Below are 25,241 nucleotides of genomic sequence, written 5' to 3'. Positions count from 1 at the left end.
TTTCATCTTTCTCCGTCCCTGTCCATTTACGGATCAAGGCAGATCAATCATTATTAAGCTTCCATTACGGGAGGTACAGTTCGAAAATATTCGATACTGTCCTTACACGTTGAAGTTGCATTTAGTATATCAAATTTCATCATGTACTGCGCTGTTCGTGGATATCCGCACTGTAAATATATTCTATTTTCCCATCTTCTGTTTCAAGCAGAAGAACGCCATCCTTAGTAATGCCCCTGGCCAGTCCGTACAGTGTTTTTCTGGTAGTAACGGCCGTAATATACTTTCCAATCGTAACAGCAAGTGCTTCCCACTTTTCACGCACCGGGCTGAATCCTTCTTCAAGCATCCGGAAATACCAGTATTCGTATTCTTTTAATATTTCGGCAAGCAGCTGGGCCCGGTTATACTGGCCGGCTCCTGCTATAGCAAGCGACGTGGCACGGCTCTGGATATCTTCAGGAAAATCCTCCTGCTTTTGATTAATATTTAATCCGAAACCAACAATGACAGCGTGGATCTCATCAGGATCCGACTGCATCTCAATAAGAATCCCCGCAATTTTTTTATCGGCTATCAATAGGTCATTCGGCCATTTAATATCTACGGGCAGATCTGTTACTTTCCTGACTCCTTCTGCTATAGCAACGGCGGTAAGCAGCGTAAGCTGAGGCGCCCTGGGGAGGAAAGGAAGGCCGCAGGATCAGGCTGCACCAGAGACCGGTGCCTTTCGGTGAGTGAAAGGGCCTGCCCATACGTCCTTTGCCTTTGAGCTGCTCCTCTGCTACTACAATCGTTCCTTCAGGCGCATCTTCTCTAGCTGCCTCATGGGCGGGAATCTGGGTTGAATTTACCTGGTCAAAAGAGTGGACGACCCGCCCAAACGTCTTCGTGTCCAAATAGGCATTTATTTCGTCGGCGGTTATAGAATTTGGCGTGTATTCCATTTTGTAGCCTTTCTTTGTTACCGCGTTTATTTTGTAGCCTTTTTTTCGAAGTTCTTCAATGTGCTTCCAAACGGCTGTTCTTGAAATACCCAGCTTATCGCTTATCTCCTGTCCGGAAATATAGGAGCCGCCTGAATCATGTAGTAATGCCAACAGCTTATCACGCATCGCTTTCCTTCCCCCTTTCTTTTACAAAAACGGCCGCTTCCCCGAGCAGCTGCTCTTTTTTATTGTCGATTTCTCCTGTGACAACTTTTTTTTCAAGCACAGAAAGCAGGTGTCCATAATGAGCTGACGGTAGATTTGGAAAATACCTGAGGATATCTTTTCCATCTAAAGCTAAATCTTTTTTCGTTTTTATAGGAAGAGCGTCCAGGCGTGCGTAAAAAGACTTTAATTCTTTTTCAGAAGGCGTATAGTCATACTTCCATTGGTGAAGGAGATAGCCGCGTACAGCCTGCTCCCGGCCTGCTCTAAAAAGAGTATACGAATCCTGCTTATAATCATGGTTCTTTACGGCTTCCAGCAGGTGCCCGAGTTCCTTTTTCCACTTATTGGAAAAAGACCAGCTTCCTAAAACGGAAGACCCTTTCCCTCCGTACAGTATGAGAAACAGGCCTGCCCAGCGCATAAGTCCATCGTCCAATTTGTTTACCTGATACCGCCATAAACAAAGCGGACCTGCCTGAACCGGCTCAGGTAAATGCTCAAACAACCGAAATGTATCGGCCATTCGAAGCGCCCTTTCTGCGAAGCTGCCCTGCAGGAGAAGCGAACATTCGTCTTTTATGCGCTCCACCGCCGTGCCCCGCAGTTCTTCTATTTCCTTTATGCAGGCGGCTTCTGTCCGGGAATCCATACTCCAGCCAAACTGTGATACAAACCGGAGAGCCCGCAGAATACGTAGCGGATCTTCCCGGAAACAGCGCGAAGGATCAACCGCTTTAATAAATCCGGAGTGAACTGCTTCTGAGCCATCATACGGATCCAGCAGATTTCCATTCACATCCACCGCCATTGCATTACATGTGAAATCCCTTGCTGCAAGATCCTCGCTGATGCCGGCCCCTTTTAATGCCGTCAGTTCATAAACATGTCCCCTATGGCGGAGAACCGCCGTTTCATGCCGATTTGACATCCGGTGGGCTCTGTTGAAAATTCGCTTTATCTCTTCTGCAGAGGCGTTTACTGTTATATCGAGATCACGCGGCATGTAGTCCCGGCCGTTTTTCACCCAGTCCCGCACGCATCCTCCGACCAGCCAGCCCGTAATATCGTGCTTTTTTAATAACGAAAGAAAAGTCACCGCTTCGTTATAGGCTCTCCCCATCAGCAAGCACCCTTTTATACACGTCTTCGTATTGCTGCACGATTTTTAATGCAGAAAACTCTTCCTTTGCGCGCTTTTTCGCTTCGCTGGAGAAAGACTGAAAAACACTGCTTCCTGCTATTATATGCAGGGCCGCCTTACCCGCAGCTTCTGCATCTCCGGCCGGAACGATCAGGCCCGACCTGCCGTCTTCTATTACTTCAGGTATACCGCCGACATTGGTGCCTACTACGGGAACGCCGCATGCCATCGCCTCTAATGCGGCAAGCCCGAAGCTTTCCTTTTCCGACAGTAGAAACATCACCTCTGACATGTTAAGAAAATCGGAAATGTTTTCTGGTTCCCTAAAAACAGCACCGATTCCGCAATACCAAGCTCCTCAGCCAGCTGCCACGCTTTATTCAGGTCCGGCCCGTCCCCTATCATCAGAAGGGTGGCTTTTTTGTTCCAGCTGGACCGTGTAAAATGCTTTAATAACGTCTTCCACCCGTTTAACCGGTCGGAAGTTGGATATATGAATCATTACTTTGTGTTCAGCGGGATATTATATTCTTTTTTTCCACCATTCCCTGCTGTGCTCCTGAACGACATCTGCCTGGTCGATAAAATTGTAGATGCAGTCAATCGGGGCTTTAATACCGAGCATATCTTTTGTCTGCTGGGCAAGCGATTGAGAAACCGCTGTAACCGCATCTGATTTTTCTATTGCATAATAAATCGATTCTTTCAGCGAGGCATCGTTTGCCAGTACGGTAATATCCGTTCCATGCAGCGTCGTCACAACTTTCAATCCCGTCTGCGCCATATCTTTAGCGAGAAGGGCACAGATGGCGTGAGGGACCGCGTAATGGACATGCAGAATATCCAGCTTCTCCCGTTTAGCGACCTCTGACATTTTGCTTGCCAGCGTTAACGTATAAGGAGGATATTGAAACACTTCATATTGATTCACTTCGACCTCGTGATAATAAATATTCGGATATGTTTTATTCAGGCGGAACGGCATACTAGTTGAAATAAAATGAACCGTATGCCCTCTTTCTGCCAGTTGTTTTCCTAATTCTGCTGCGACGATTCCTGATCCGCCTACGGTTGGATAACAGGAAATTCCAATATTGAGTTTCATTCATTTTTCCTTCCTGGCAGTTCGTTTAGTATTACCGGAGAATAGGGGGTGAATGCTTCTGCATAGGAAACAGAAGCCTGTTTGCCCATCAGAAGATCCCTTGCCCGGACCGATTCAATATACATACTTGTAAGAGGAGTGTGCACACTTTCTTCTGCTAAAATAAATTGGCTTTCATAGCAGAGCAGTGATTCTTCCTTCAATGATTGGACACTGGAAATATCTATATAAAAGGCGGCACTGCTTATCATGCCGTTTATGCTGTACTGATACGAGTAGGGGACGCGCCAGGCGTCACCGCCCGCTTCTGTATACCTGCGGATGCCGGCATCAAAAAGCGCCTCTTTTATGATCGCCCCGCACTTTATATGATCCGGATGACGGTCTTCGTGCCATGGAAAGAAAACAATATCCGGACGCAGGGAACGGATCAGCGTCACGATTTCGGCATATTCCGGGCTTTCCTTTGTTAAATTCCGGTCTGGAAAATTCAGCTGATACCGCGCCTGAGCACCAAGCGTTTCGGCCGCATGAGCGGCTTCCTTCTGTCTTGTTTTAATATCTCCATTGCTGGAAAGTTCCGCCCTTGTCAGTGAACAAAATGCTACCTTATCCCCTTTTTGGGCATGGAGTGCGGCTGTACCTCCCATTCCAATTTCAATATCGTCCGGATGGGCGCGAACGCCAGTAATGTTAATGCAGCAGTCATTAAGATCCTTCTTTCTCTGAGGAACCGCGGAAATCAATAATGCCTTCCTCTATTGCTTTAATTAGAATTTCAGCTGTAGCTATATTTGTAGCTAATGGCACACCATGGACATCACAAAGTCTGAGAAGCGCGGACACATCCGGCTCGTGGGGCTGGGCAGTTAATGGATCCCGGAAAAATAAGATGCAGTTCATCTGATCTGTTGCCACTAAAGCACCGATCTGCTGGTCGCCTCCTATAGGCCCGGATTGAAAACAATGTACATCAAGATCTGCTTCTGTTTGGATTCTTTTTCCTGTAGTGCCTGTTGCATACAGTTGATGCCCCTGCAGAATTTGTCTGTATTTCTGAGTGAAGCTGACCATGTCTTCTTTTTTCTTATCATGGGCTATCAAGGCAATTTTCATGTTGACCCTCCTACATTATGTTTTCTAAACCGTAAACAAGCTCCTTGTGTTCCACTACGTGTTCTACTGCGAGCTGCACTCCAGGCATAAAGGACTCCCGGTTAATCGAATCATGCTTAATAGTCAGTGTCTGTCCGGCTCCCCCAAACATAACCTGCTGGTGGGCTACAAGACCCGGAAGCCTGACGCTGTGAATTTTCATTCCATCTATATCTGCACCTCTCGCGCCGGCAAGAGATTCCGTTTCTTTTTCATGACCCTGTCTGCGGGAAGCGCGGTTTTCTTTAATCAGCTCAGCCGTTTTTATGGCTGTGCCTGATGGCGCATCTAGCTTGCGGTCATGATGCATTTCCATAATTTCTACATCCGGCATGTAGGCTGCAGCCATTTTTGAAAATTTCATCATCAGTACGGCACCAATCGCAAAGTTAGGAGCGATAACTACACCAATTTGTTTTTGTTCAGCTTCTCTGCTCAGTTTTTCAATGTCTGCTTCCGTAAAACCTGTTGTGCCTACAACAGGTGCTACACCGTGGGCCAGGGCGGCTTCAAGGTGCTTCCTGCCTGTTTCCGGATTGGTTAAATCAATCAGCACATCTATCGTATTTTCCTGAAAGCATTGATTGATATCGGTATACACAGGCACATCGACCGCCGGCATACCGGCAATGTCTTTTAAACGGCTGCCATTATTTTTGGAATCAATAACGGCGCATAAGTCAAAGTGTTCTGTACGATCTGCCAATTTAACGGCTTCTGTTCCCATATTGCCGCGCGGTCCTGCTATAGCAATGCGTATATGTTTTGTCATGATTAACTCTCTCCCTGTTCTTTTTTGTCCACCGGTCTGCATCTCTTGATCGGAACTTCTCCATAACCAGATCAAATGCCTCATCCAGGTTAATATGTAAAGAGTTCGCAAAGCATATTAGTACAAATAGGATATCTCCCATTTCCTGTTCCATCGAATTTTCCTGTTCATCTTTCTTTTTCGGTTTTTCTCCGTAGGAATGATTGACCTCCCGTGCCAGTTCCCCGGTTTCTTCACTTAGTCGGGCCATCATGGCAAGCGGACTGAAATACCCCTCTTCAAACTGGCCGATATAGCGGTCTACTTCCTGCTGCATCTCCTGCATTGTTTTTTATCCATTTGGTTATCCGCCTCCTGCTGATATCGTATCTGATTCCCTTCTTATTGACAATCCGTAACAAATTGTCTCCTGCCTTCTTCGCTTATACTAATAAAGGCTGATTGATTAAAGGAGGAATACTATATGAAAACGAGCACGCACCTTACTAACATAGCGTTTGTTATTCTTGGGTCTGCTATAATGTCATTTGGACTTGTCTATTTTAACATGGAAAACAATCTCGCTGATGGCGGACTGACCGGTATTGCATTAATTTTTTATTTTATATTTGATGTAGATCCCGCCTGGTCAAACCTTGTATTAAATATCCCGCTTCTGCTCATAGGCTGGAAAGTACTCGGGCGCGGTCGTTTTTATCTATACCCTCATTGGTACGTTCAGTATTTCTTTATTTTGTGGCTGTTTCAGCAATTTCCACTCGTTTATCTTCCACTTCAGGAGGACCTAACGCTTGCGGCTCTGTTTTCCGGGGTCCTGGTCGGCTCCGGACTTGGTATTGTTTTCCGGTTCGGCGGAACCACGGGAGGCGCCGATATTATTGCCAAGGTCGGTTTTCGTTATTTCGGCTGGAGCATGGGCCGTACGTTGTTCTTATTTGATGCAGCGGTTATTACAAGCTCTCTTGTCTATTTAAACTACCGGGAAGCGATGTATACGCTTGTTGCCGTGTTTGTCGCTGCAAAAGTAATTGACTTTATTCAGCAGGGGGCTTACTCTGCTAAAGCTTCATTTATCATATCGGACTATACCGATGAAATCTCTGCAGCCATTACCAACGAGATGGGCCGCGGCGGTACGATACTTAAAGGTACCGGCTCCTTCACGGGATCTGATAAACAAGTACTGTACTGCGTTATCGGACGCAATGAACTGGTCCGGCTCAAAAACCTGGTGGAGAATATTGACCCCCATGCATTTGTTACTGTTAATGACGTTCAGGACGTTATTGGGAAGGATTTACGCTGGATGAAAACAAAAAGCCGCTTCATGTTTCATAGCCCTAAACAGAAGGAAAGCCGAGAAGATCTCTCTTCTCGGCTTATTTCATATTCTTTTATTCGTCCATCATAAAGTACATAGCAATGAATCGTACAAGTTCAAGAACGGCAACCAGTGCAGCTGCTACATAAGTTAACGCTGCAGCATCGAGTACTTTTTTTGTCTCTTTTTCTTCATTGTTCTTAATTATTCCGGTACTGACTACCTGAGTCATCGCCCGGCTGCTGGCGTTAAATTCGACCGGGAGCGTAACGACTTGAAACAGGACGGCGGCACTCATAAATACGATACCGGCTAAAAGCATTCCCTGCGACTGAAGCAGCATACCTGCAATAATAAATAGAAAAGCAAAGTTTGACCCTTTTGTAGCTGCCGGTACAAGCTTGCTGCGGAAACGAAGAAATGCATAATCTTCTGCATCCTGCATCGCATGGCCGACTTCATGGGCGGCTATTGCCTGGGCTGCTACTGTGCGCTGACTGTAATTTCCTTCAGACAGACGCACTACTTTTTTACTTGGATCATAGTGGTCGGTCAACTGGCCTCTTACCGGCTCTACCGCTACATCATATATACCATTATCGTGTAAAATTCGTTGTGCTACTTCCGCACCGGTCATACCGGATGAGTTAGGAACTTTAGAATATTTTTTGTAAGCTTTTTTCACTTTTGCCTGTGCCCATAAAGGAATTCCCATAAGCAGCAGGAAGTAAATAATAAATGCTCCTATTCCCATAGTGTCTTTGACCCCTCCATTTATAGTGTATATTCTAATTTTATGTAAAACGTCAAAGAAAGTCAATCACTACGCTCGACAGGTTTTGACGATTGTATGACAGCCATTTCAAAAATTACATAAGGCTCAGCGTTTTTCTCTTTCGGCGTACACCGAGCAGATATACAGCTCCTACAGAAATAATTCCCAGCCAAAACGTAAAGTAACCGATGTGGGAAACATAGCTGCTTAAGGCCGGTGACAGCCACGGATACATTCCATATACATAATCGATTATGTCATTATGAACCGTCCATACCGCCGCCGCTGTAAGATGCCAGGCTTTGATCCGGTAAAAAGGCATATAAAGAAAAGCCTGGATGGCCATGCCCGCATGGGAAGCAATCAGCATATAGTGCTGCCATTCCAGCGCTCCGCCGGCCAGCCCTGCTGCTGTGTTCATGACCACAGCCCATATGCCGTATTTAATAAGGGTTACTGCTGCAAGTGCTTCGATCAGCCCGTTCTGTTTTTTTTAATAAAAGAAAACAAAACCAGACAAAAAAACAGACTTGCCGTCGGGCTGTCGGGAACAAACAGAAGAAAAACAGGCGGGGTTGATGCCAGCTGGTACGCATACCAGTAATACCCATAAAGCGTACCAAATACATTAATCGTAAGCAGTATCCATAATACTGGAGAATAGGTCATCCACCGAAGAACAATCATAGAGCCCCTCTTTTCTTCACAAATTTCCACACAAAATCGTCCTATAAACGATATCGTTTACAGGACGAAAATGTCAATGCCTTATTCTTCTGTTTCCTCTTCTTCTCCGCCCTCTCCGCCGCCTTCTTCCGGATTTCCACCGGAAGAGATAAATTCAGCGAGTGTCTGAAGATCTTCGTCGCTTCCTTCAAACTGTCCGGCCGGCATTTCACCAATACCATTTACTGCGATATCAGCTACATCATCCGGCTCATACGGTACGTCAAAGATAGGAGGCCCGGCGGCCCCTGAACCCTGGAGCTGGTCGCCGTGACAGCCAATACAGCCCTGCTCAGAATAAATTTCGTAACCGGCGGCTTCCATATCGACACTTTCCGCGGCTTCCATTTCCTCTTCGTCAAGCATCTCTCCCTGGCTTCCGCTTCTTCCCAGTCATGGCTTTCCACCGATTCCCACGTCAGGTAAACGGTAGCGAGCACACCAAGAACCATTAAGGAAGTAGCAATCGGACGTTTCGAGGCTCTACGCTCTGGTCCTGTATCAAGCCACGGAGCTAAAAGAAGCGCTCCAAAGGCAAGACCTGGAATGATAACCGCTCCTAACCGTAAGCTGTCCGGACGCATATTCGTATTTAAGCAGCTGGTACAAAAACAGGAAATACCAGTCAGGAAGCGGTATGTAGCCTGAATCCGTAGGATCAGCCAGCCTTTCCAGCGGAGCCGGGTGGGCAATGTTAAACATAAGAATCCGATAAGAAATACGGCACCACGAGCCACTTGAGCAGGAAGTTCGGCCAGAAAGCTTCCGTGTTTCCAGGAAACTCCGAATAGTTTTGGGATATTCGGTTTTTTATTGTCAGGCACACGGGAGTCTCCGACAAATTTCATGCCTTTTCCTCTATGCATCGTTTATATCCCCCAATCAGTATATTCTTCACTGTCCTTTACAATGGACCAGAAATACCTTGTTTTCTAATCCATAATAAAGTGGGCAGCAAGTAATCCAAGCAGTGCACCCGGCAGGAAGAATACATGAATGGCAAAGAATCTGGTTAACGTCTGTGCGCCAATAATCTCAGGATCCCCCGCCAGCAGCGTCTTCGTTAATTCCCCGACAACAGGCACACTTTCTGCGATTTCAATCCAACCACTGTGGCAAAGTAAGCCTTCATGTCCCAGGGAAGAAGATACCCTGTAAATCCAAGTCCAAGCATTACGAAAAATATGAGTACCCGACTACCCAGTTTAATTCACGGGGCTTTTTATAAGATCCTGTGAAAAACACCCGAAGGGTATGAAGAAACATCATAACAATAACAAGGCTTGCCCCCCAATGGTGCATACCACGGACAATTACTCCAAATGCCACTTCCCCTTGAAGATAACGAACCGATTCGTACGCATTTACAATATCGGGAACATAATACATTGTTAAAAACATACCGGATAAAATTTGAATAACGGTAATAAAAAAGGTAAGACCGCCGAAACAGTAAACAAATGCGGAAAAATGGTGAGCCGGATTTACGTGCTCCGGCACTTCATGGTCCGCTATATCCCTCCACATAGGAGTGATATCGAGACGGTCGTCCACCCAGTCGTACACGCGCTGTAACATATGTAATACACCCCCTATATTTGTGGTTCTGCTGTACCTAAGTAAACCGTTCCGTCTCTTACTTCCGTTACATACTTATGAAGCGGCTCCGTAGGCGGTGTACCCGCAATATTCGTTCCATCTTTTTCAAAACGGCCGAAATGGCAGGGACAGAAGAACTGATCCGGATAATCTTCGTTGGCATCCAGTTCACCGTACATCCCAGGTGCGTACAGGTAGGTGACAAAGCCACGATATTATCTCCTTCTCTGTAAATCCATGCTGTTTCCGTCACTTCTGACTGATACCAGGCATCAACCTGTTCATAAGAAAAATCAAACCGCTGCGGCTCTTCCGTTAAATCCGCTACTTCTGCAACCGCATACATGTCGCTTTCTGCACCCGCTTTAAGAACCGGATCTACTGCAAATCTCGCCATAGGAAGTATTACTCCTGCTGCCATAAAGCCGCCAACTCCAGTAAGCGTATATGTAAGAAACTGACGCCTGGATACGTTATGCTTTTTTTCACTCAATCTATTTCCCTCCCCCATTAAAAAGAAATAAAGCCCTTACAAAACAAACTAAAAAAGAAGCGTGGCTCTGCTTTTCTATTTTATTATTGCAAAGACATGCCGTTAAAGGCAGAACTACACCATTCTCGCAAACTGGTTTGTTAACTATAGTATAACAGAAAACAAGCCCTCTTTCCTGCCTTTCTGGATAAAAAGAAAGCTGGAATATCTTAATAATATCCCAGCTTTTAACGATATGTCAACGTTGCCTGTAAACTGCGGCAAAACCCGCCGGCTATTCATTCCATTTCATTGTAAGCAGCGGCAGCAGTTGTTTCATCTGTTCTGAAATGATTTGTTTTTATAGGAGTTCTCCAGGTTTTCAAAAGGAACAAATGGCATCCAGACGAGCATTCCGTCAATATTTTTTCCACCTGTTTCCAGCTGGCATCCGAAGTGATCAGGATAATATGGGAAAAGCCGCCTTCTTTTGCCTCTTGTATCCACTTCTGGATTTTTGGCAGCTGCTCTTCCACCGGTTCTTGTTTCAAATAAGGAAAAGCCGGAGAAAGCATAACCCTGCCTTTAAACTGCTTTTCCATCTCCCGGGTTAATGCTTCCACAAATTCCTGCATAGAGGCACTTTGTTTCATTTCATTCGTAAAAGACACGGGCTGGAGCGGCAGCAGCAGCGTATCAATATACTGTTTTTCCCGGAGAAATACGGTCATGTCATCTGCGGTCCATTTCAATGCAAATCCTCCTTTATTCCTGTTCGAGTTCCTCAATCCGCAGCGCTGCAGCTTGATTATCCGGTTCTTCGATTAGAAGCTGATTCCAGATCAGCACCGCTTTTTCTTTATAACCCATTTCTAATAGCACTTCGCCGTATTCATCAAGAAATACCGTATTTTCTTTTAGTTCGGGATAGACTTTGTCAAACAATGGCAGTGCCTCCTCGAGGTCATCCCTGCCGGCGTAAGCCCTGGCTTTATTCCATTCAAACAATACGTCCGTTTCTCCTAAAGCCTGAAGATGATCCGCCAGGTCGATCATATTGTCGTAGTCTTCATAACGGTGCCACATGGAAAACAGCACGGAAGCTGCTTCGGCATTGGCAGGATTCAGGGCAAGTGCTTCTTTCAAATACCCTTCAGCCAATTCCTTATTTTCAAGAGACCACTGAACAATACCGGCTTCTACATAGAGCTGATCATTAAAATTATCTACTTTCAGACCTTCCTGAACGGCTTCAAAAGCAGCTTCCCATTTTTTCTGATGCTTATATGCCTGAATTAAATAAGGGTACAATGAAGCATATTCATAATCCATTGCTTTTAATTCTTCAAATTTCTGTGCGGCAAGCTCATAGTCTTTTACCTGTAGCGCTGTATAAGCATAACCAAACAGCGCGTTCATTTCCCGCTTTTCTTCAAGTCCGGTTTTGTAATATTTCATAGCGTCTTCAAACTGGCCCGTGGCGCTGTATGCTTCAGCAAGCCGCAGGGAGAGGCTGCCTTCCGGATATTGAAAGCCGTGCTGTTCCGCTTGTTTCAAGTAAGGAATAGATTTGGCAAAATCTCCTCTTTCCAGATAGTATTCACCTAGGCCGGCCAGAAGCACCGGTTCTTCCGGTGCTTTCTGAAGAGCCTGAAGCAGTCTTGTTTCCGCCACTTCATCGAGTCCCTGCAGTTGATATAAATCAGCCAGAAGCATCTGTGCCTGAAGGAAATTATCGTCTTCTTCTTTTATTTCCAGCAGCCATTCAATAGCGTCTTCTTCTTGGTCCAGATCAATAGCATTTTCCGCTGCAATTAAATAAAGCTCTGTTTCATCCGGATAATGCTGGATAAGCTCGTCAATTATTGGTTTGGATTTATCTGCAAGACCAAGCTCTTCGTACACCTGCAGAATATCGTATTTTTCCTGGTGAGAGGCAGTTTTTTCAAGAGCTGCCAGTTTCTCGAGTCCTTCTTCGACCCTGCCGTTATTTATCATATCGTAAATTTTTATTAAATCCACTTGTTTAAAACCCTCCATCGTCCTTCTTTATTCCTCTTTGACTCGTATCAGTATACCAAACTATACAGTGGAGTTCGACCGGCATCTATTATAGGAGAACATAAAAAAAAGACCTGATTCGTAAACGCTTACAAATCAGGTTAGCCAAAAAGCTATTCAAATGAATGGTATGGATAGGAGTGGAGAGAAACCATACGCTAACTATATTCTATCAAGAATTTCCATATTGTCAACTCTTTTTAAAAGAAAAGCCACCTGTGAAAAACAGGCGGCCGACTACTGATTATTCAGCTAAATAGGTGTCATATAAGGACTGCTGCAGAAAACGGCTTCCTTCTTCCCTGTCTGTTTCCGAACGGAACGTCAGCTGAAGAACACCTGTTATATCTTCTCTCGTTTCCATAATACGAATATTTATAATGCTGATGTTATTTTTTTGCAAGAATACCGGTTACATCCGAAATGACCCGGGGTGATCCGGTACATCCACAAATAGATCATAAAAAGACTGCAGTGCTCCTTTTTCCCGAACGGGAAGCGTATCGCGGAAACTTTTTGCTTCTGAAAAATAATGCAGAATGTTTTCGCTGTCCTCTTCCTCGATAAGCAGCTCCATTTTATTCATTTGTATTTTCCAGTCTTCCAGAAGCTGCAGAAGCATTTCTTTATTTTGAAGAAGTATATCCCGCCACATAATGGGATTGGCAGATGCAATTCTTGTAATATCCCTGAATCCTCCAGCTGCCAGCCGGCTTGCCATTCCATCCTTTTCCCCTGCATCCCGGACCTGATGCACTAGCCCTGCGGCTATAATATGCGGAAAATGGCTGATAAGGCCGGCCACCTGATCATGTCTCTGCGGAGCCATCTCAATAAATCTTGCAGACGTACCCTTCAGCCAGTTCTGCAGCTGAATAACCCGATTCATGCCGGTTCCATTCGTAGGCGTGAGAACATAATAAGCGTTTTCGAATAAGTGGGGTTTTGCTGCCTGCACCCCGCTTTTATGAGATCCCGCCATCGGATGACCTCCAATGAAAGTGACGCCTTGCTCCGAAAAGTCGGCAGAGGCGCAGATCTGCTGTTTGGTGCTGCCTACATCGGTTACAATAGCGCCCTGCTTTAATTCAGCCTGCTGAAGCTTTTCAAGAATATTGACGGTTTTTGTTACAGGGACTGCTACGACCACCAGGTCTGCTTCTTTTGCTCCAGCTTCCAGTGATTCGGCACAGACGTCAATAACACCCAGCGACTTGGCCAGACGGAGCTGATTTTTATCTACGTCTACACCTGTTATTTCTGCATGATGCTCTTTTTTGATTGCCAAAGCAATGGAACCGCCTATCAGGCCCATTCCAATAACACACACTTTTTTATTTGCCACGTTTGTACTCCTTTAAGCGTATCCTTTGTTACTTGGAAGATACGTTGACTTCCTCCAAGCAGGCAGCAAATGCTGTCATAAATGCTTTATTTTGTTCTTTTGTACCAACGGTCACCCGAATTGCTTCCGGAAACCCAAGCGCCTGTCCCGACCGGACGATAAATCCTTTTTTCAATAGAGCCTGAAACATTACATCTCCCGGCACTTTTACATAAATAAGCAGGAAATTTGCCTGGGTCGGCAGGTACGTAAGCTTATGCTTACTGCAGAAATTCTGCAGTTCCTTAAGTCCTTCCGCATTATCTGCCACACACTGCTTAATGTGCTCCTGATCTTCTATTGCTTCAATTGCCGCCACCTGGCTTGCCGTCGTTAAATTAAACGGCGGGCGTACTCTATCTACAAGCGAAATCAGCTCCGGTGAAGCAATGCCGAATCCTACCCGCAGCGAAGCCATGCCATAAGCTTTGGAAAATGTGCGCAGAAGCATTAAGTTCGGTGTGTCTGCAAGCATGGACATCGTCTGCGGATAATCATCCGCGGTTACATATTCAATATAAGCTTCGTCCGATACGATAAGCACATCGTCTGGGACCTGCTTAACAAATTCCCGGAAAGCAGTGTTATTTACATACGTTCCGCTTGGATTATTTGGGTTGCATACCCATACAATCCGGGTCTGTTCATCAATCGCTTCAAGCATCGCATCCAGATCATGCACTCCATCCTTTAAAGGGACTTCCCGGATTTCCGCCCCTTCAATTAATGCATTATGTTTATACTGGGAGAAGGAAGGAGTTGCCATAACCGTGTTCGTCGTATGATCCAAAAACGTACGGCACAGCATAAGAATAACTTCATCAGACCCGGCTCCAAATACAAGCTGCTCTTCTTTCACTCCAAGAAAGTCAGCGGTCTTTTTGCGGAGCGCCGCAGCATAGCCATCCGGATAAACTTCCAGGTGGCCGGCCGTATCTTCAAGCGTGTGCTTCACGCGATCGGATGCGCCATATGGGTTTTCGTTGGAAGCAAGTTTGATTACTTCTGAAAGACCCAGCTCTTTTTTTACTTCTTCTATCGGTTTTCCCGGCTGGTATGGTGTCATGCCGTATATCTGCTTTTTAGCTTTCATTACGATTCCTCCATTTATTGTTGGTGCGAGGATGGGACGGCTAATAAACCCTCTACATACTGCTGGATGGACTGGAGCGCGTCCCGGCGTTTCGCTTCATGCTCTAATTCAGCCTGAAGGCCTTCCACTTTTTTCATAATTGCACTACCAATAATAACCCCATCGGCTGAGCCTTGCAACCTCTTCACCTGTTCAGGGGTGGAGATGCCAAATCCTACGGCGACCGGCACTTCACTGCTGGCTTTCACCTCTTCGATAAAGGAATAGGCTTCCGGAGGAAATTCTTCTCTTGTGCCTGTAACCCCCAGACTTGATACACAGTATAAAAACCCTTCCGCCTGGGCAGCAATTTTTTCCAGTCTTGTGCTTGAAGTCGGAGCTACAAGAGAAATATTAGCAAGATTTTCTTTTTTAGTAAGGGTGCTTAATTCTTCACTTTCCTCTAATGGAAGATCTGGAATGAGTACACCGTCTGCTTCATTTTCTGTAAGCTTCTCTATAAACGTTTCAATTCCCATCCGCAGCACCGGATTGTAGTAGGAAAAAATAATAACAGGAATCGTTAACCCTTTTTTTCTCATCTCAGGAATTAATTCTATAGCCTCTGTGAGCGACATGCCATGCTTTAGGGCACGAAGAGCGGAGCGCTGCAGTACGGGACCATCGGCTAGAGGATCTGAATAAGGGATGCCCAGCTCCAGAATATGGGCTCCGGCTTCCTGCATCGTTAATGCCAGCTCAATGGTCGTTTCCTTATTTGGATCCCCTGCCATAATGAAGGGAATAAACAGTGGGTAGGAGGCGCTTTCTGCAGCCTCGCGGACGGTTTGTCTCGTCATGACTGCACCTCCCGTTCCAATGACTCTTTAATAGTATTTACGTCTTTGTCCCCACGGCCTGAAGCGCAGATGACCAATATCTGATCTTTCGACATCTTTTTGGCCTGTGCAAAAGCCAGATGAAGTGCATGCGCCGTTTCAATCGCCGGGAAAATACCTTCCGTACGGGTTAATTCTTTAAGAGCTTCCATTGCTTCATCATCTGTTACTGCTTCATACTGTACTCTGCCGCTTTCGGCAAGATGGGAATGCTCAGGACCAATGCCCGGGTAGTCAAGACCGGCTGATATCGAATACGGTTCAATAATCTGGCCGTTTTCATCCTGAATTAAATAGGTAAGGGATCCGTGAATGACGCCTTTAGTGCCTTTGCTGATTGTAGCGGCGTGCTGGCTTGTTTCCACTCCCATTCCGGCAGCTTCAGCGCCGTATAACTCTACTTCATCTTCCAGGAAAGGATAAAACATTCCGATGGCATTACTGCCTCCGCCTACGCAGGCAACTGCTGCATCAGGCAGGGACTGTTCAATGTCCTGAAGCTGCTGCTTTGTCTCATCTCCAATAATGCGCTGAAAATTGCGGACCACTTTTGGATATGGATGAGGCCCTACGACGGAACCAATCAAATAAAAGGTGTCTTCTACATTGGAAACCCAGTAGCGGATCGCTTCGTTTGTAGCGTCTTTCAACGTTTTGCTTCCGGAAAGCGCAGGTACAACCTCTGCCCCAAGCAGTTCCATCCGAAAAACATTCAGGGACTGCCGTCTCATGTCTTCTTCTCCCATAAACACTTTACATTCCAGTCCCATACGGGCACATACTGTCGCCGTAGCTACGCCGTGCTGGCCTGCTCCGGTTTCGGCAACTATTTTCTTTTTCCCCATTCGTTTTGCCAAAAGAGCCTGACCAACAGCATTATTAAGTTTATGGGCCCCGGTATGAAGCAGGTCTTCACGCTTCAGATAGATTTTAGCGCCGCCAAGTTTTTCGGTAAGCCGCTCTGCATAGGTTAAAGGAGTTGGACGGCCGGCAAACTCTTCCAGCGTGTGATGATAATCATTCATAAACGCCTCATCATTCCATGCTTTTTCAAAAGCCTGTTCGAGCTCTTCAAGAGCAAACATCAGCGTCTCCGGTACAAATTTTCCTCCAAATGCGCCATAGCGCCCTTTATCATCTGGATATACTTTACTCATTTTCACATAACCTCTTTTCCAGTTGTCTTACTTTTTCCGGATCTTTTTCTCCACTGCTTTCCAGCCCGCTGGAAAGGTCAATGCCCCATGGTTCATGTTCCAAAAGCTCCTGCACATTATCAGGTGTAATGCCCCCGGCAATAAACAGAGGTACACCCATGCGTCTGCCATACTCTATATAACGGCCGGCATGCGACCAGTCAAATGATTCTCCACTGCCGCCCCAAGCATGCTTTGCTTTGGCATCAATAACAAACCCGTCTACATTGTTTAAAAACTGCTCCAGTAACAATAGTGAATTGGGGTCATGGTGTACGGCTTTCCATATTTCAATACCCGGAAAAGCTTCTTTTACAGCTGCAGACTGCTCCGGTGTTTCGGAACCGTGCAGCTGAATAACGTCCGGATGGACAGTTTCTACTGCTTTTTTGATCGTATCCAGGGTTTCGTTCACGAAAAGAAAACACTACTTTTTTGTCCAGGTCCGGATAATGCTCCAGCCACTTTTTAACAGTGTCCGCAGACACGTACCGCCTGCTCTCAGCCATCACAAAACCGATGTAGGCTGCCTGTGAGGCTGCAGCTGTCTGCAGTCCCGCGGCTGAATGAACCCCGCAGAATTTATATATCGGTTGAAACATTGGTTTCTCCCAGCAGCTTTCGCAGTGCCTGTTCCACGTCCGGCTGGCGCATAAGCGACTCCCCTACAAGAACACCGCGCCCCCTGCTTTTTTAACTTCCAGCACGTCTTCATAGGTCGCAATGCCGCTTTCGCTCACTAATAGACTTTCTTCCGGCAGAAGAGCAGAAAGATCTCTCGTCGTGTCAAGCGAAGTATAAAACGTTTTTAAATCGCGATTATTGATACCGATAATTTCCGGCTCGAATTCGTCGAGAAGCGCCGTTAATTCGTCTTTGGAATGGCACTCTACCAGAACATCCAGACCCGTTGCTTTTGCTTCTTTATAAAGCTCGTGAAGACGAGACGGTTTCATTGCTTCTGCAATCAGCAGAATAGCATCTGCCCCGATACGCCTGCTTTCTTCAATCTGCTTTTCATCAATAATAAAATCCTTCCGCAGTACCGGCAGATTGACTGCCTGCTTTACAGCTGTTACATATTCCCGTGCCCCCTGAAAATAAGTAACGTCCGTTAACACAGAGAGAGCCGCGGCGCCGCCTGCTTCATAGCTTTTTGCAATCGAGACCGGGTCAAAGTCCTCCCGGATTACTCCTTTGGAAGGGGATGCCTTTTTCACTTCGGCAATAACCCGGATGATGCCCTGCTGTTTTTCCAGAGCTTCTTTTAATGAGTAAAACGGTACGTGTATTTGTTTTTCAAGCTTTATATCTTTTATTTCCTCTGCTTTCGTTGCAAGTATTTTATCAAGCATGGCTTTCTTCGACCCCGCTTTCCTGTAGACGATACAGCTGTTTTAAGAAGAGACCGGACTCAAGCGCTGCTTTTGCCTGCTGATAGCCCTCTTTTATGGAAGGCGCTTTGCCTGCTACATATAAAGCTGCTGCTGTATTTAATAAAAGAATATCTGTTGCAGCCTGCCCGGCCTCGTTCGCGAAAATCTTTTCTATTAATGCGGCGCTTTCTTCAGAGGTCTCCACCTGTACTTCTTCAATGGAGGCGGAGACAGCACCGATTTCCTCCGGCGTTATTGTATATTCTGATATTGTGCCATCTTTGAGCTCGGCTACGTACGTTTTTCCGGTGATGGTAATCTCGTCCAGTCCGTCGGCTCCGGTGACGAGCAGGGCCCGCTTTGCTCCGAGTCGCTGCAGGGTTTCTGCCATCTGAAGACCGGCTTCTTTTTTAAAAACACCGATCACCTGGGCATCTGCATTTGCCGGATTGGTTAACGGTCCAAGCAGGTTAAAAATGGTACGGAACCCTATTTCTTTACGGGGAGTTACAGCATGTTTCATCGATACGTGGTACAGGGGAGCAAATAAAAATGCCATCTGCTTTTCTTTAAGCGACCGTGCCGCTTCTTCCGGGGTGGACTGAACGGAAATGTTTAACTTTTCCAATACATCCGCACTCCCGCTTTTGGAGGAAACCGAACGATTTCCATGCTTTGCCACTTTAACGCCCATGGCGGACAAGCCGATTGCCGCCGCGGTGGAGATATTAAAAGTGGAACTTAAATCTCCGCCGGTGCCGCAGGTGTCTACTACAAAAGATTCCATATGATTGATTTGGATCACATGCTCTTTCATAGCACGGGCAAACCCTGTCATTTCGTCTACCGTTTCTCCGCGGTATCGTAAAATGGAAAGCAGGCTTGCAATTTGGCTTTCCGTAGCTTCACCCTTCATAATAATGTCCATCGCCTGGTAAGCCTCTTCCTCTGTCAGCCTGTTGCCTTCTATACATGACGCCAGCAGTTTTTTAAGCATCTTTTACCGCTTCCCCTTCCTCATAAAACATTTCTTCAGCTACTTCAATTGCGCGAAGCAGAGCCGCTGCTTTATTCTGCGTTTCCTCATATTCCAATTCCGGTACTGAGTCTGCTACAATTCCTGCTCCTGCCTGAATACGGGCTTTGCCATTTTCTACTATCATCGTTCTGATGGAAATACATGAATCGATATTGCCGTCGTATCCTAAATAGCAGACAGCACCTGCATAAATACCGCGCCGTGTCGGCTCGAGCTCTTTTAAAATCTGCATCGCCCTGATTTTAGGTGCACCGGAAACGGTTTCCGGCCGGAAAAGAAGCCTGCAGGGCTTCAATAGGAAGCGTACCGTCTGCCAGACGGCCTGTCACCTTGGAAATGATATGCATCACGTGGGAGAATCTGCCTACTTCAAGCAGAACCGGTGTGTTTACAGAGCCATAATCAGCCACTCTTCCTACGTCATTTCTTGCCAGATCCACCAGCATATAATGCTCGGCCCGTTCTTTTTCATCAGCCAGCAGATCCTTCTCCAATGCCAGATCTTCTTCTTCACTTTTTCCGCGTTTTCTTGTGCCGGCAATCGGATGAATTTCTACGTGGGTATTTTCGACCTGAATAAGCCGCTCCGGAGAGCTTCCGATCACCTCGCGTCCGTCCAGCTTCAAATAAAACAGGTAAGGGGACGGGTTAACCATGCGCAGAATCCGGTACAGTTGAAATCCGGTAACGTGTATATCCCGCTCAAAACGCTGGGAAAGAACGGCCTGAAAGATATCACCGGCTTTTATATATTCTTTAATAGTCCGGACATCTTCCAGAAACTTTTCTTTTTTATAATTTGATACGACTTTAGAAAAATCCACATCCTGTTGTGTGTTATATGGGGTTAAAAAGCGTCTGTTTTTTTATGATCCTGCATCATGGACATTAATTTCTCTACGGTTTCCTGTGCTTTTTGATAACGCACCGGCACTTCTTCCTGCTCATTGTTTTCGTAATGAACAAAGGAAAGTTCTTTCGTATCATGATCGAGCGCAATAATCGTCTCACAGAATAATAATAAAACATTGCTTTCTTCATCCGTTTTGTCAGCTGCAGTAATTCCATCCTCAAACTGTTCAATTGTATCGTAGGCTACTACCCCCACTGCACCACCTTTAAAAGGTAGGGAAATAGAAGGAATACCCGGATTAATAATGGAGAGGCTTTCTTCAAATAAAACAGCCAGGCTGTTGTTCTCTGCTTTCACCTGCTGAGAGGCTTCTTCTACAAATTGAAACAAACCGTTTTTCTCCCGGATCCGATAAGACGGATTCAGACCTATAAATGAATACCGGGACCAGGATGAAGCCGGATCTTTACTTTCTAAAATAAACACTGCCTGTTCTTCAATGTTTTTGAATAATTCAATTGGGGTTAATAAATCTGTGAAAAAAGTACGTACGTAGGGTACGAGCGGATGACTTTCCGCCTGCTTTTGGAAGGACTCCATTGATGTTTCTGTCATCATAACGCTCCTCTCAAGAACAGGAGTATGGCAGAAAAGGAGAATGAGGGTAGGAACAGCAAAAAGCGGCGGGTATGCCCGCACGTCCTGCTGCTTATAGGTATGCTTTAATATGCGGATAATAATCTCTGTCTAAGCTCCACTCATCTCTGCTGCTGCTCTGCTTTACTCTGCTCTTTGTCTATTCTAAATGCTCTTCTAATCTTATCAGTAATCCTACCTCTATTCTTTTGTATCTGTCAACTCAAGGTCAGGCCGCAGGACTACTGCTTTATTTAAATAAACGTGATGCATTTCATTCTGCGCTTTCTTTGTATCTGCAGTAAGCATGATCCGAATGCATTTTTCCAGGCTCCCGGGTACGGGAATTTCGCGGGCACACATGACCGGTACATACTCCCATCCTTTAAACTGTCTCGCTGCTTTCGCAGGAAAAGCTGCATCAATATCTTCGGTTACAGTAAACCAGACATGCGCAACCTGTTCAGGGGAAATATCATTTTTTTCAATCATTTGTCCGAGAAGCGCTTCTGTTTCCTGCGCAATGACTTCCGCATCGTTTTGTTCTACTGTCGTAGCTCCTCTCAGTCCTCTAATCATCCGATCTCCCCCTTTCAATAAATGACTCCAGCAGCCTGTGCACGGTTTCGTCCGGTATCTGCTTTGTAATCGTTTCGCCGGGCTCTGTTACAAGGACAAAAGTAAGCACACCCGCCGAGGTTTTTTTATCTTTTTTCATAGCTTTCAGCAGGCTGTCTGCTGAAAGCTCTGTCATCACAAGCGGATAGCCTAAAGACAGCAGCCATTCTTTCTCTTTTTTCGTATCCCAGGCTGACAAACCTTCTTCGTTACTTAGCTGCATCGCAAAAAGCATTCCTGCCGCTACCGCTTCACCGTGCGCCCACTTTCCATAGCCGGCTGTGTTTTCAACAGCATGGCCGAACGTATGACCGAAATTCAAGTGAGCCCTCACGCCTGTCTCTCTTTCATCAAGAGCTACAATATCTGCTTTAACCTGAATAGAACGCTTCAGCATGGAAACAGCCGATACTTTCACGTCTTCTATCGTTGTTATATGAAGCTGCAGCCATTCGAGAAAAGAGGCGTCTTTAATATAGGCATGCTTCATCATTTCTGCAAAACCGGAGCGCCATTCTTTATCCGGGAGGGTCTGCAGCATTTCTACGTCGTAAATAACGGCAGAAGGCTGATGAAAAGCCCCAATCATATTTTTGCCGAGTGGATGATTAATCCCGGTTTTGCCGCCTACACTACTGTCGTGGGCTAAAAGCGTGGTCGGCATCTGTACAAATGGAATGCCGCGCATATATGTTGCCGCCGCAAAACCTGCCAGATCACCTACTACACCGCCGCCCAAAGCCGTAACAACAGACTTGCGGTCCAGTCCGCTTTCGAGCATAGCAGTTAAAATGTGTTTATACTCCGCGAAAGATTTGGAGGCTTCTCCGCTCTCCACTGTAAATGTAAATACTTCTACATGATCCGGAAAAGACTGCACTACATCTTCAAGATATAAAGGGCCCACAGCATTATCTGTAATAACAAATATTTTGTCCGCGCCTTCTGCTTCAGAGAGGAGTAACTCCCCCGTTCTGCTTCGGATCCCCTCCCCGATATAAACCGGATAGGAGGAAAGTGAAGCATTAACGAAGAGCTGTTCCATTAAAAATCACGCGCCCATTCATTGTGTTTTTTAATATTTTCCTGAATCGCATCAATACGGTCGGCTCCAAACATTTCAAGAATGGCATTGGCGACTTCAAATGCAATCACATTTTCCATTACAACAGATGCTGCCGGAACAGCACAGCTGTCTGAGCGTTCAATACTTGCTTCAAAAGGTTCTTTTGTTTCGATATCTACACTTCTTAATGGTTTATACAAGGTCGGTATCGGCTTCATTACGCCCTGGATAGTAATAGGCATACCTGTTGTCATTCCGCCTTCAAAACCGCCCAGGTTGTTGCGGCTTCTGTAGTAGCCGCGGCCTTCTTCCCATAATATTTCATCATGTACTTTACTTCCGTTCATACGGCCTGCTTCAAAGCCAAGCCCTACTTCCACACCTTTAAAGGCGTTAATGCTCATAACCGCTCCGGCTATTTTGGCATCAAGCTTACGGTCGTAATGAACGTAGCTTCCTACCCCTGCCGGCATTCCTGTAATGACGGTCTGGACGATACCTCCGATGGAGTCGCCGTCTTTTTTCGCGTCATCAATTGCCTGCATCATTTCTTTTTCTGCATTTTTGTCCAGACATCTAACGGGCGAAGCTTCGGTGCGTTCTTTTAAATCGTGGATATCTGTATAATCACGGTCTTTTGATTCAATCCCGCCAATTTCCAGAACCTGCCCGCCTACTTCAATACCCAGCGTTTTAAGTAACTTCTTGGCTACCGCTCCGGCGCTCACTCTGGCTGTCGTTTCTCTTGCAGAGGAACGCTCAAGTACATTACGCATGTCCCGGTGGCCGTATTTAATAGCACCGTTCAAATCGGCATGGCCCGGACGAGGCCTGCTGATGACACGCTTCATTTCCTTTTCTTCTTCTTCGGTAAGCGGATCGGCTCCCATAATTTTCGTCCAATGTTTAAAATCGTCATTTTCAACTATTAAAGCTAAAGGGGCACCCGTCGTTTTTTCCGTGCCTTACTCCGCCTGCAATAGCCACAGTATCTTTTTCTATCTGCATGCGGCGGCCTCTGCCGTGTCCGCCCTGTCTTCTTTTTAATTCTGTGTTAATATCTTCCTGCAGCAGTTCAAGCTGGGATGGAACTCCCTCAATAATTGTCGTCTGCTGTGGCCCGTGTGATTCTCCCGCTGTTAAATATCTCATCGTTTTATTCTCTCCTATTCCATACGCTCCATGAGCTCTTTAGTGCTTTTATGCATTAAATTGTAACATAATTTTTTGTATTATGCGTATTTTGCGTTTGAAGATTTATTCTATTCTGTCTACAGCAGCCGGCTGTTTTTTCTATAAAGAAACGGCCCGGCTGTTTCAAAACCAAACTGCTGCGGCTGGAAAATCTGTTCCGTGCTTCCTACAAACAGAATTCCACCTTCCTTCAGGGAATGATAAAATTTTCTGTATAAATCGGCTTTAGCTGATTCGGTAAAATAGATTAGTACGTTCCGGCATGATATAAAATCAAACTGACGGTCAAACGCATCTCCTAAAAGGTTCAGCTGTTTAAACGTTACTTTACTACGTAAATGGGCGGATACTTCATACCCGTCGTCCGTTTTTTTCAGCAGTCCCGGCCTGGCCATGTGAACGGCGCTGAGCGTATGAGACGTGTAGATTCCTTTTTCTGCAGTGAGCAGGGCATTGGTATCGATATCGGTGGCGAGTATACTGTAATGGCTGCAGTAGGGTGCTTCATTTAACATATGGGAAATAGTGTATGGTTCTTCCCCGGTCGAACAGGCAGCCGACCATACTTTAAAAACCGAAGAGCCTTTACACAACAATGGAAAAATTGTCTCTTCGAGCTGTTCCCATCTGGACGGATTTCTATAAAACTCCGACACATTTATTGTCATTCGTTCTAAAAATTGATGAAACAGCTCATCTTTTTTCATTAAACCATCATCAAAAAAAAGAGACAAAGCTGGAAAACCCTTTTTTCTCATAAAAAGTTTTCAGCCTGCGCTTCATCTGATCTTCTTTGTACAAAGATAAATCAATACCCGTTTTTGTTTTGACTTTCTCAGTAAAAACAATATAATCACCGGCCGGAATACCGGATCTTTTTTGGGAAGCGAAAGCACTGGATTCTCTGCTCTTCATTGGTCTTATACATCCTTTTCGTTTCATTCGCGGTTTGTTACGCATTGTCTATCATATCATGAGTAAAAGCCTGCGGAGAAGAGTACATCCTGCTTATTGTTGTTTATTCATAAAAATTTAAAACCGGCAGCTGTGGAATGCTCCACAGCTGCCGGTTTTCATTTATTTCATTAGACCCAGACGGATACCTGCTTTTCGTAGCTAGTCAATTCTCCGCGGTCAAAAAAGAGAGCAATTTCTCTTTCTGCGCTTTCTACTGAATCCGATCCATGAATAATATTCATGCTTATACGAACACCGTAGTCTCCTCTGATTGTTCCTGGAGCGGCTTCCTGCGGGTTTGTAGCTCCCATTAGTTTTCTTGCGGAGGAAAACAACTTCATCTCCTTCAAGCACCATTGCAAATACCGGTGATGAGGTAATAAATCCTACGAGTTCTTCGAAAAATGGCTTTTCTTTATGTTCACCATAGTGCTTTTCGGCAAGCTCTCTGGAAATACTCATTAACTTGGCACCCTTTAATGTGTAGCCCTTCTTTTCAAAGCGCTGAACAATTTCACCGATTAGGTTTCTCTGTACCCCATCTGGTTTCACCATAACAAATGTCTGCTCCATGACTGTTCCTCCTTATGTAAATGAAAGCTTTCAACCTTTATGATTATATCAAAACATGTAAGCGTTAGCAATGGACATAAAAAAACAGGAACTT

The 25,241-nt window shown here is 45.6% G+C and carries 17 protein-coding genes and 12 pseudogenes; 1 reads left to right on the top strand and 28 read right to left on the bottom strand.

The window, feature by feature from the left end; translation table 11 throughout:
- Positions 1-139 precede the first annotated feature (139 nt).
- The 8 genes and pseudogenes from MMY81_RS04675 to MMY81_RS04645 form a co-directional block, all read right to left on the bottom strand.
- Positions 140-1,115: pseudogene (locus tag MMY81_RS04675) on the bottom strand (biotin--[acetyl-CoA-carboxylase] ligase).
- Positions 1,108-2,277 (bottom strand): tRNA nucleotidyltransferase/poly(A) polymerase-related protein, encoded by a 1,170-nt coding sequence (locus MMY81_RS04670; protein WP_252311814.1) that lies wholly within the window; start codon positions 2,275-2,277, stop codon positions 1,108-1,110. The pseudogene MMY81_RS04675 and the gene MMY81_RS04670 overlap by 8 nt, the downstream one beginning before the upstream one ends.
- Complete coding sequence (locus MMY81_RS33280; RefSeq protein ID WP_308215230.1) at positions 2,261-2,638, bottom strand: glycosyltransferase; 378 nt, start codon at positions 2,636-2,638, stop codon at positions 2,261-2,263. Before MMY81_RS33280 ends, MMY81_RS04670 begins: the two co-directional genes overlap by 17 nt.
- Positions 2,639-2,821: 183 nt before the next feature.
- Positions 2,822-3,403: an N-acetyl-alpha-D-glucosaminyl L-malate synthase BshA gene (gene bshA, locus MMY81_RS33275; protein ID WP_256497856.1), complete on the bottom strand. Its 582-nt coding sequence runs from the start codon at positions 3,401-3,403 to the stop codon at positions 2,822-2,824.
- Positions 3,400-4,149 carry a bacillithiol biosynthesis deacetylase BshB1 gene (gene bshB1 / locus MMY81_RS04660; RefSeq protein ID WP_252311813.1) on the bottom strand — a complete coding sequence of 250 codons (750 nt, stop codon included), beginning with the start codon at positions 4,147-4,149 and terminating at the stop codon, positions 3,400-3,402. The genes bshA and bshB1 overlap by 4 nt, the downstream gene beginning before the upstream one ends.
- Positions 4,112-4,519 carry a methylglyoxal synthase gene (gene mgsA / locus MMY81_RS04655; RefSeq protein ID WP_252311812.1) on the bottom strand — a complete coding sequence of 136 codons (408 nt, stop codon included), beginning with the start codon at positions 4,517-4,519 and terminating at the stop codon, positions 4,112-4,114. The genes bshB1 and mgsA overlap by 38 nt, the downstream gene beginning before the upstream one ends.
- 10 nt (positions 4,520-4,529) lie before the next feature.
- Complete coding sequence (gene dapB, locus MMY81_RS04650; RefSeq protein ID WP_252311811.1) at positions 4,530-5,330, bottom strand: 4-hydroxy-tetrahydrodipicolinate reductase; 801 nt, start codon at positions 5,328-5,330, stop codon at positions 4,530-4,532.
- Positions 5,331-5,349: 19 nt separating this feature from the next.
- Positions 5,350-5,655, bottom strand: a pseudogene (locus MMY81_RS04645) (nucleotide pyrophosphohydrolase); the annotation flags it as partial.
- Positions 5,656-5,793: 138 nt separating this feature from the next.
- Between MMY81_RS04645 and MMY81_RS04640 the strand changes: the two are divergent.
- Positions 5,794-6,741 carry a YitT family protein gene (locus MMY81_RS04640; RefSeq protein WP_252311810.1) on the top strand — a complete coding sequence of 316 codons (948 nt, stop codon included), beginning with the start codon at positions 5,794-5,796 and terminating at the stop codon, positions 6,739-6,741.
- Here the strand turns inward: MMY81_RS04640 and MMY81_RS04635 are convergent.
- The 20 genes and pseudogenes from MMY81_RS04635 to MMY81_RS04540 form a co-directional block, all read right to left on the bottom strand.
- The gene (locus MMY81_RS04635; RefSeq protein WP_120193233.1) at positions 6,725-7,405 is read right to left on the bottom strand and encodes a zinc metallopeptidase; all 681 of its coding nucleotides are present in this window, start codon (positions 7,403-7,405) and stop codon (positions 6,725-6,727) included. The two genes, MMY81_RS04640 and MMY81_RS04635, sit on opposite strands and share 17 nt — an antisense overlap.
- Before the next feature lie 115 nt (positions 7,406-7,520).
- A pseudogene (gene lhaT / locus MMY81_RS04630) lies at positions 7,521-8,113 on the bottom strand (lipoprotein heptaprenylglyceryl N-acetyltransferase LhaT).
- 81 nt (positions 8,114-8,194) lie between these two features.
- Positions 8,195-9,018 (bottom strand): annotated as a pseudogene (locus MMY81_RS04625) (menaquinol-cytochrome c reductase cytochrome b/c subunit).
- A 38-nt stretch (positions 9,019-9,056) separates the two neighbouring features.
- A pseudogene (gene qcrB, locus MMY81_RS04620) lies at positions 9,057-9,730 on the bottom strand (menaquinol-cytochrome c reductase cytochrome b subunit).
- 14 nt (positions 9,731-9,744) lie between these two features.
- Positions 9,745-10,244 (bottom strand): annotated as a pseudogene (locus MMY81_RS04615) (QcrA and Rieske domain-containing protein).
- Between the two features lie 278 nt (positions 10,245-10,522).
- On the bottom strand, positions 10,523-10,975 hold the full coding sequence (locus MMY81_RS04610; protein ID WP_252311809.1) for a DUF2487 family protein: 453 nt from the start codon (positions 10,973-10,975) through the stop codon (positions 10,523-10,525).
- A gap of 13 nt (positions 10,976-10,988) precedes the next feature.
- Positions 10,989-12,245 (bottom strand): tetratricopeptide repeat protein, encoded by a 1,257-nt coding sequence (locus MMY81_RS04605; protein ID WP_252311808.1) that lies wholly within the window; start codon positions 12,243-12,245, stop codon positions 10,989-10,991.
- A 283-nt stretch (positions 12,246-12,528) separates the two neighbouring features.
- Positions 12,529-13,629 (bottom strand): annotated as a pseudogene (locus MMY81_RS04600) (prephenate dehydrogenase).
- 28 nt (positions 13,630-13,657) lie between these two features.
- Positions 13,658-14,761 (bottom strand): histidinol-phosphate transaminase, encoded by a 1,104-nt coding sequence (gene hisC / locus MMY81_RS04595; protein WP_252311807.1) that lies wholly within the window; start codon positions 14,759-14,761, stop codon positions 13,658-13,660.
- A gap of 14 nt (positions 14,762-14,775) precedes the next feature.
- On the bottom strand, positions 14,776-15,600 hold the full coding sequence (gene trpA / locus MMY81_RS04590) for a tryptophan synthase subunit alpha (RefSeq protein ID WP_252311806.1): 825 nt from the start codon (positions 15,598-15,600) through the stop codon (positions 14,776-14,778).
- On the bottom strand, positions 15,597-16,796 hold the full coding sequence (trpB, locus tag MMY81_RS04585; protein ID WP_252311805.1) for a tryptophan synthase subunit beta: 1,200 nt from the start codon (positions 16,794-16,796) through the stop codon (positions 15,597-15,599). The genes trpA and trpB overlap by 4 nt, the downstream gene beginning before the upstream one ends.
- On the bottom strand, positions 16,789-17,250 hold the full coding sequence (locus MMY81_RS04580; protein ID WP_252311804.1) for a phosphoribosylanthranilate isomerase: 462 nt from the start codon (positions 17,248-17,250) through the stop codon (positions 16,789-16,791). Before MMY81_RS04580 ends, trpB begins: the two co-directional genes overlap by 8 nt.
- Before the next feature lie 167 nt (positions 17,251-17,417).
- Positions 17,418-18,190: pseudogene (trpC, locus tag MMY81_RS04575) on the bottom strand (indole-3-glycerol phosphate synthase TrpC).
- Positions 18,183-19,208: an anthranilate phosphoribosyltransferase gene (gene trpD, locus MMY81_RS04570; RefSeq protein WP_252311803.1), complete on the bottom strand. Its 1,026-nt coding sequence runs from the start codon at positions 19,206-19,208 to the stop codon at positions 18,183-18,185. Before trpD ends, trpC begins: the two are co-directional and overlap by 8 nt.
- A pseudogene (trpE, locus tag MMY81_RS04565) lies at positions 19,201-20,718 on the bottom strand (anthranilate synthase component I). The gene trpD and the pseudogene trpE overlap by 8 nt, the downstream one beginning before the upstream one ends.
- Positions 20,719-20,940: 222 nt before the next feature.
- A complete protein-coding gene (gene aroH / locus MMY81_RS04560; RefSeq protein WP_252311802.1) occupies positions 20,941-21,318 on the bottom strand; it encodes a chorismate mutase in 378 nt (125 codons plus the stop codon).
- Positions 21,311-22,402 carry a 3-dehydroquinate synthase gene (gene aroB, locus MMY81_RS04555; protein WP_252311801.1) on the bottom strand — a complete coding sequence of 364 codons (1,092 nt, stop codon included), beginning with the start codon at positions 22,400-22,402 and terminating at the stop codon, positions 21,311-21,313. Before aroB ends, aroH begins: the two co-directional genes overlap by 8 nt.
- Positions 22,402-23,575: pseudogene (gene aroC, locus MMY81_RS04550) on the bottom strand (chorismate synthase). Before aroC ends, aroB begins: the two are co-directional and overlap by 1 nt.
- A gap of 119 nt (positions 23,576-23,694) precedes the next feature.
- Positions 23,695-24,532: pseudogene (locus MMY81_RS04545) on the bottom strand (CheR family methyltransferase).
- A 269-nt stretch (positions 24,533-24,801) separates the two neighbouring features.
- Positions 24,802-25,129 (bottom strand): annotated as a pseudogene (locus tag MMY81_RS04540) (nucleoside-diphosphate kinase); the annotation flags it as partial.
- Positions 25,130-25,241: the final 112 nt, after the last annotated feature.

Source organism: Sinobaca sp. H24 (assembly GCF_023845525.1).
This window is presented reverse-complemented; position numbering and strand designations above follow the sequence as displayed.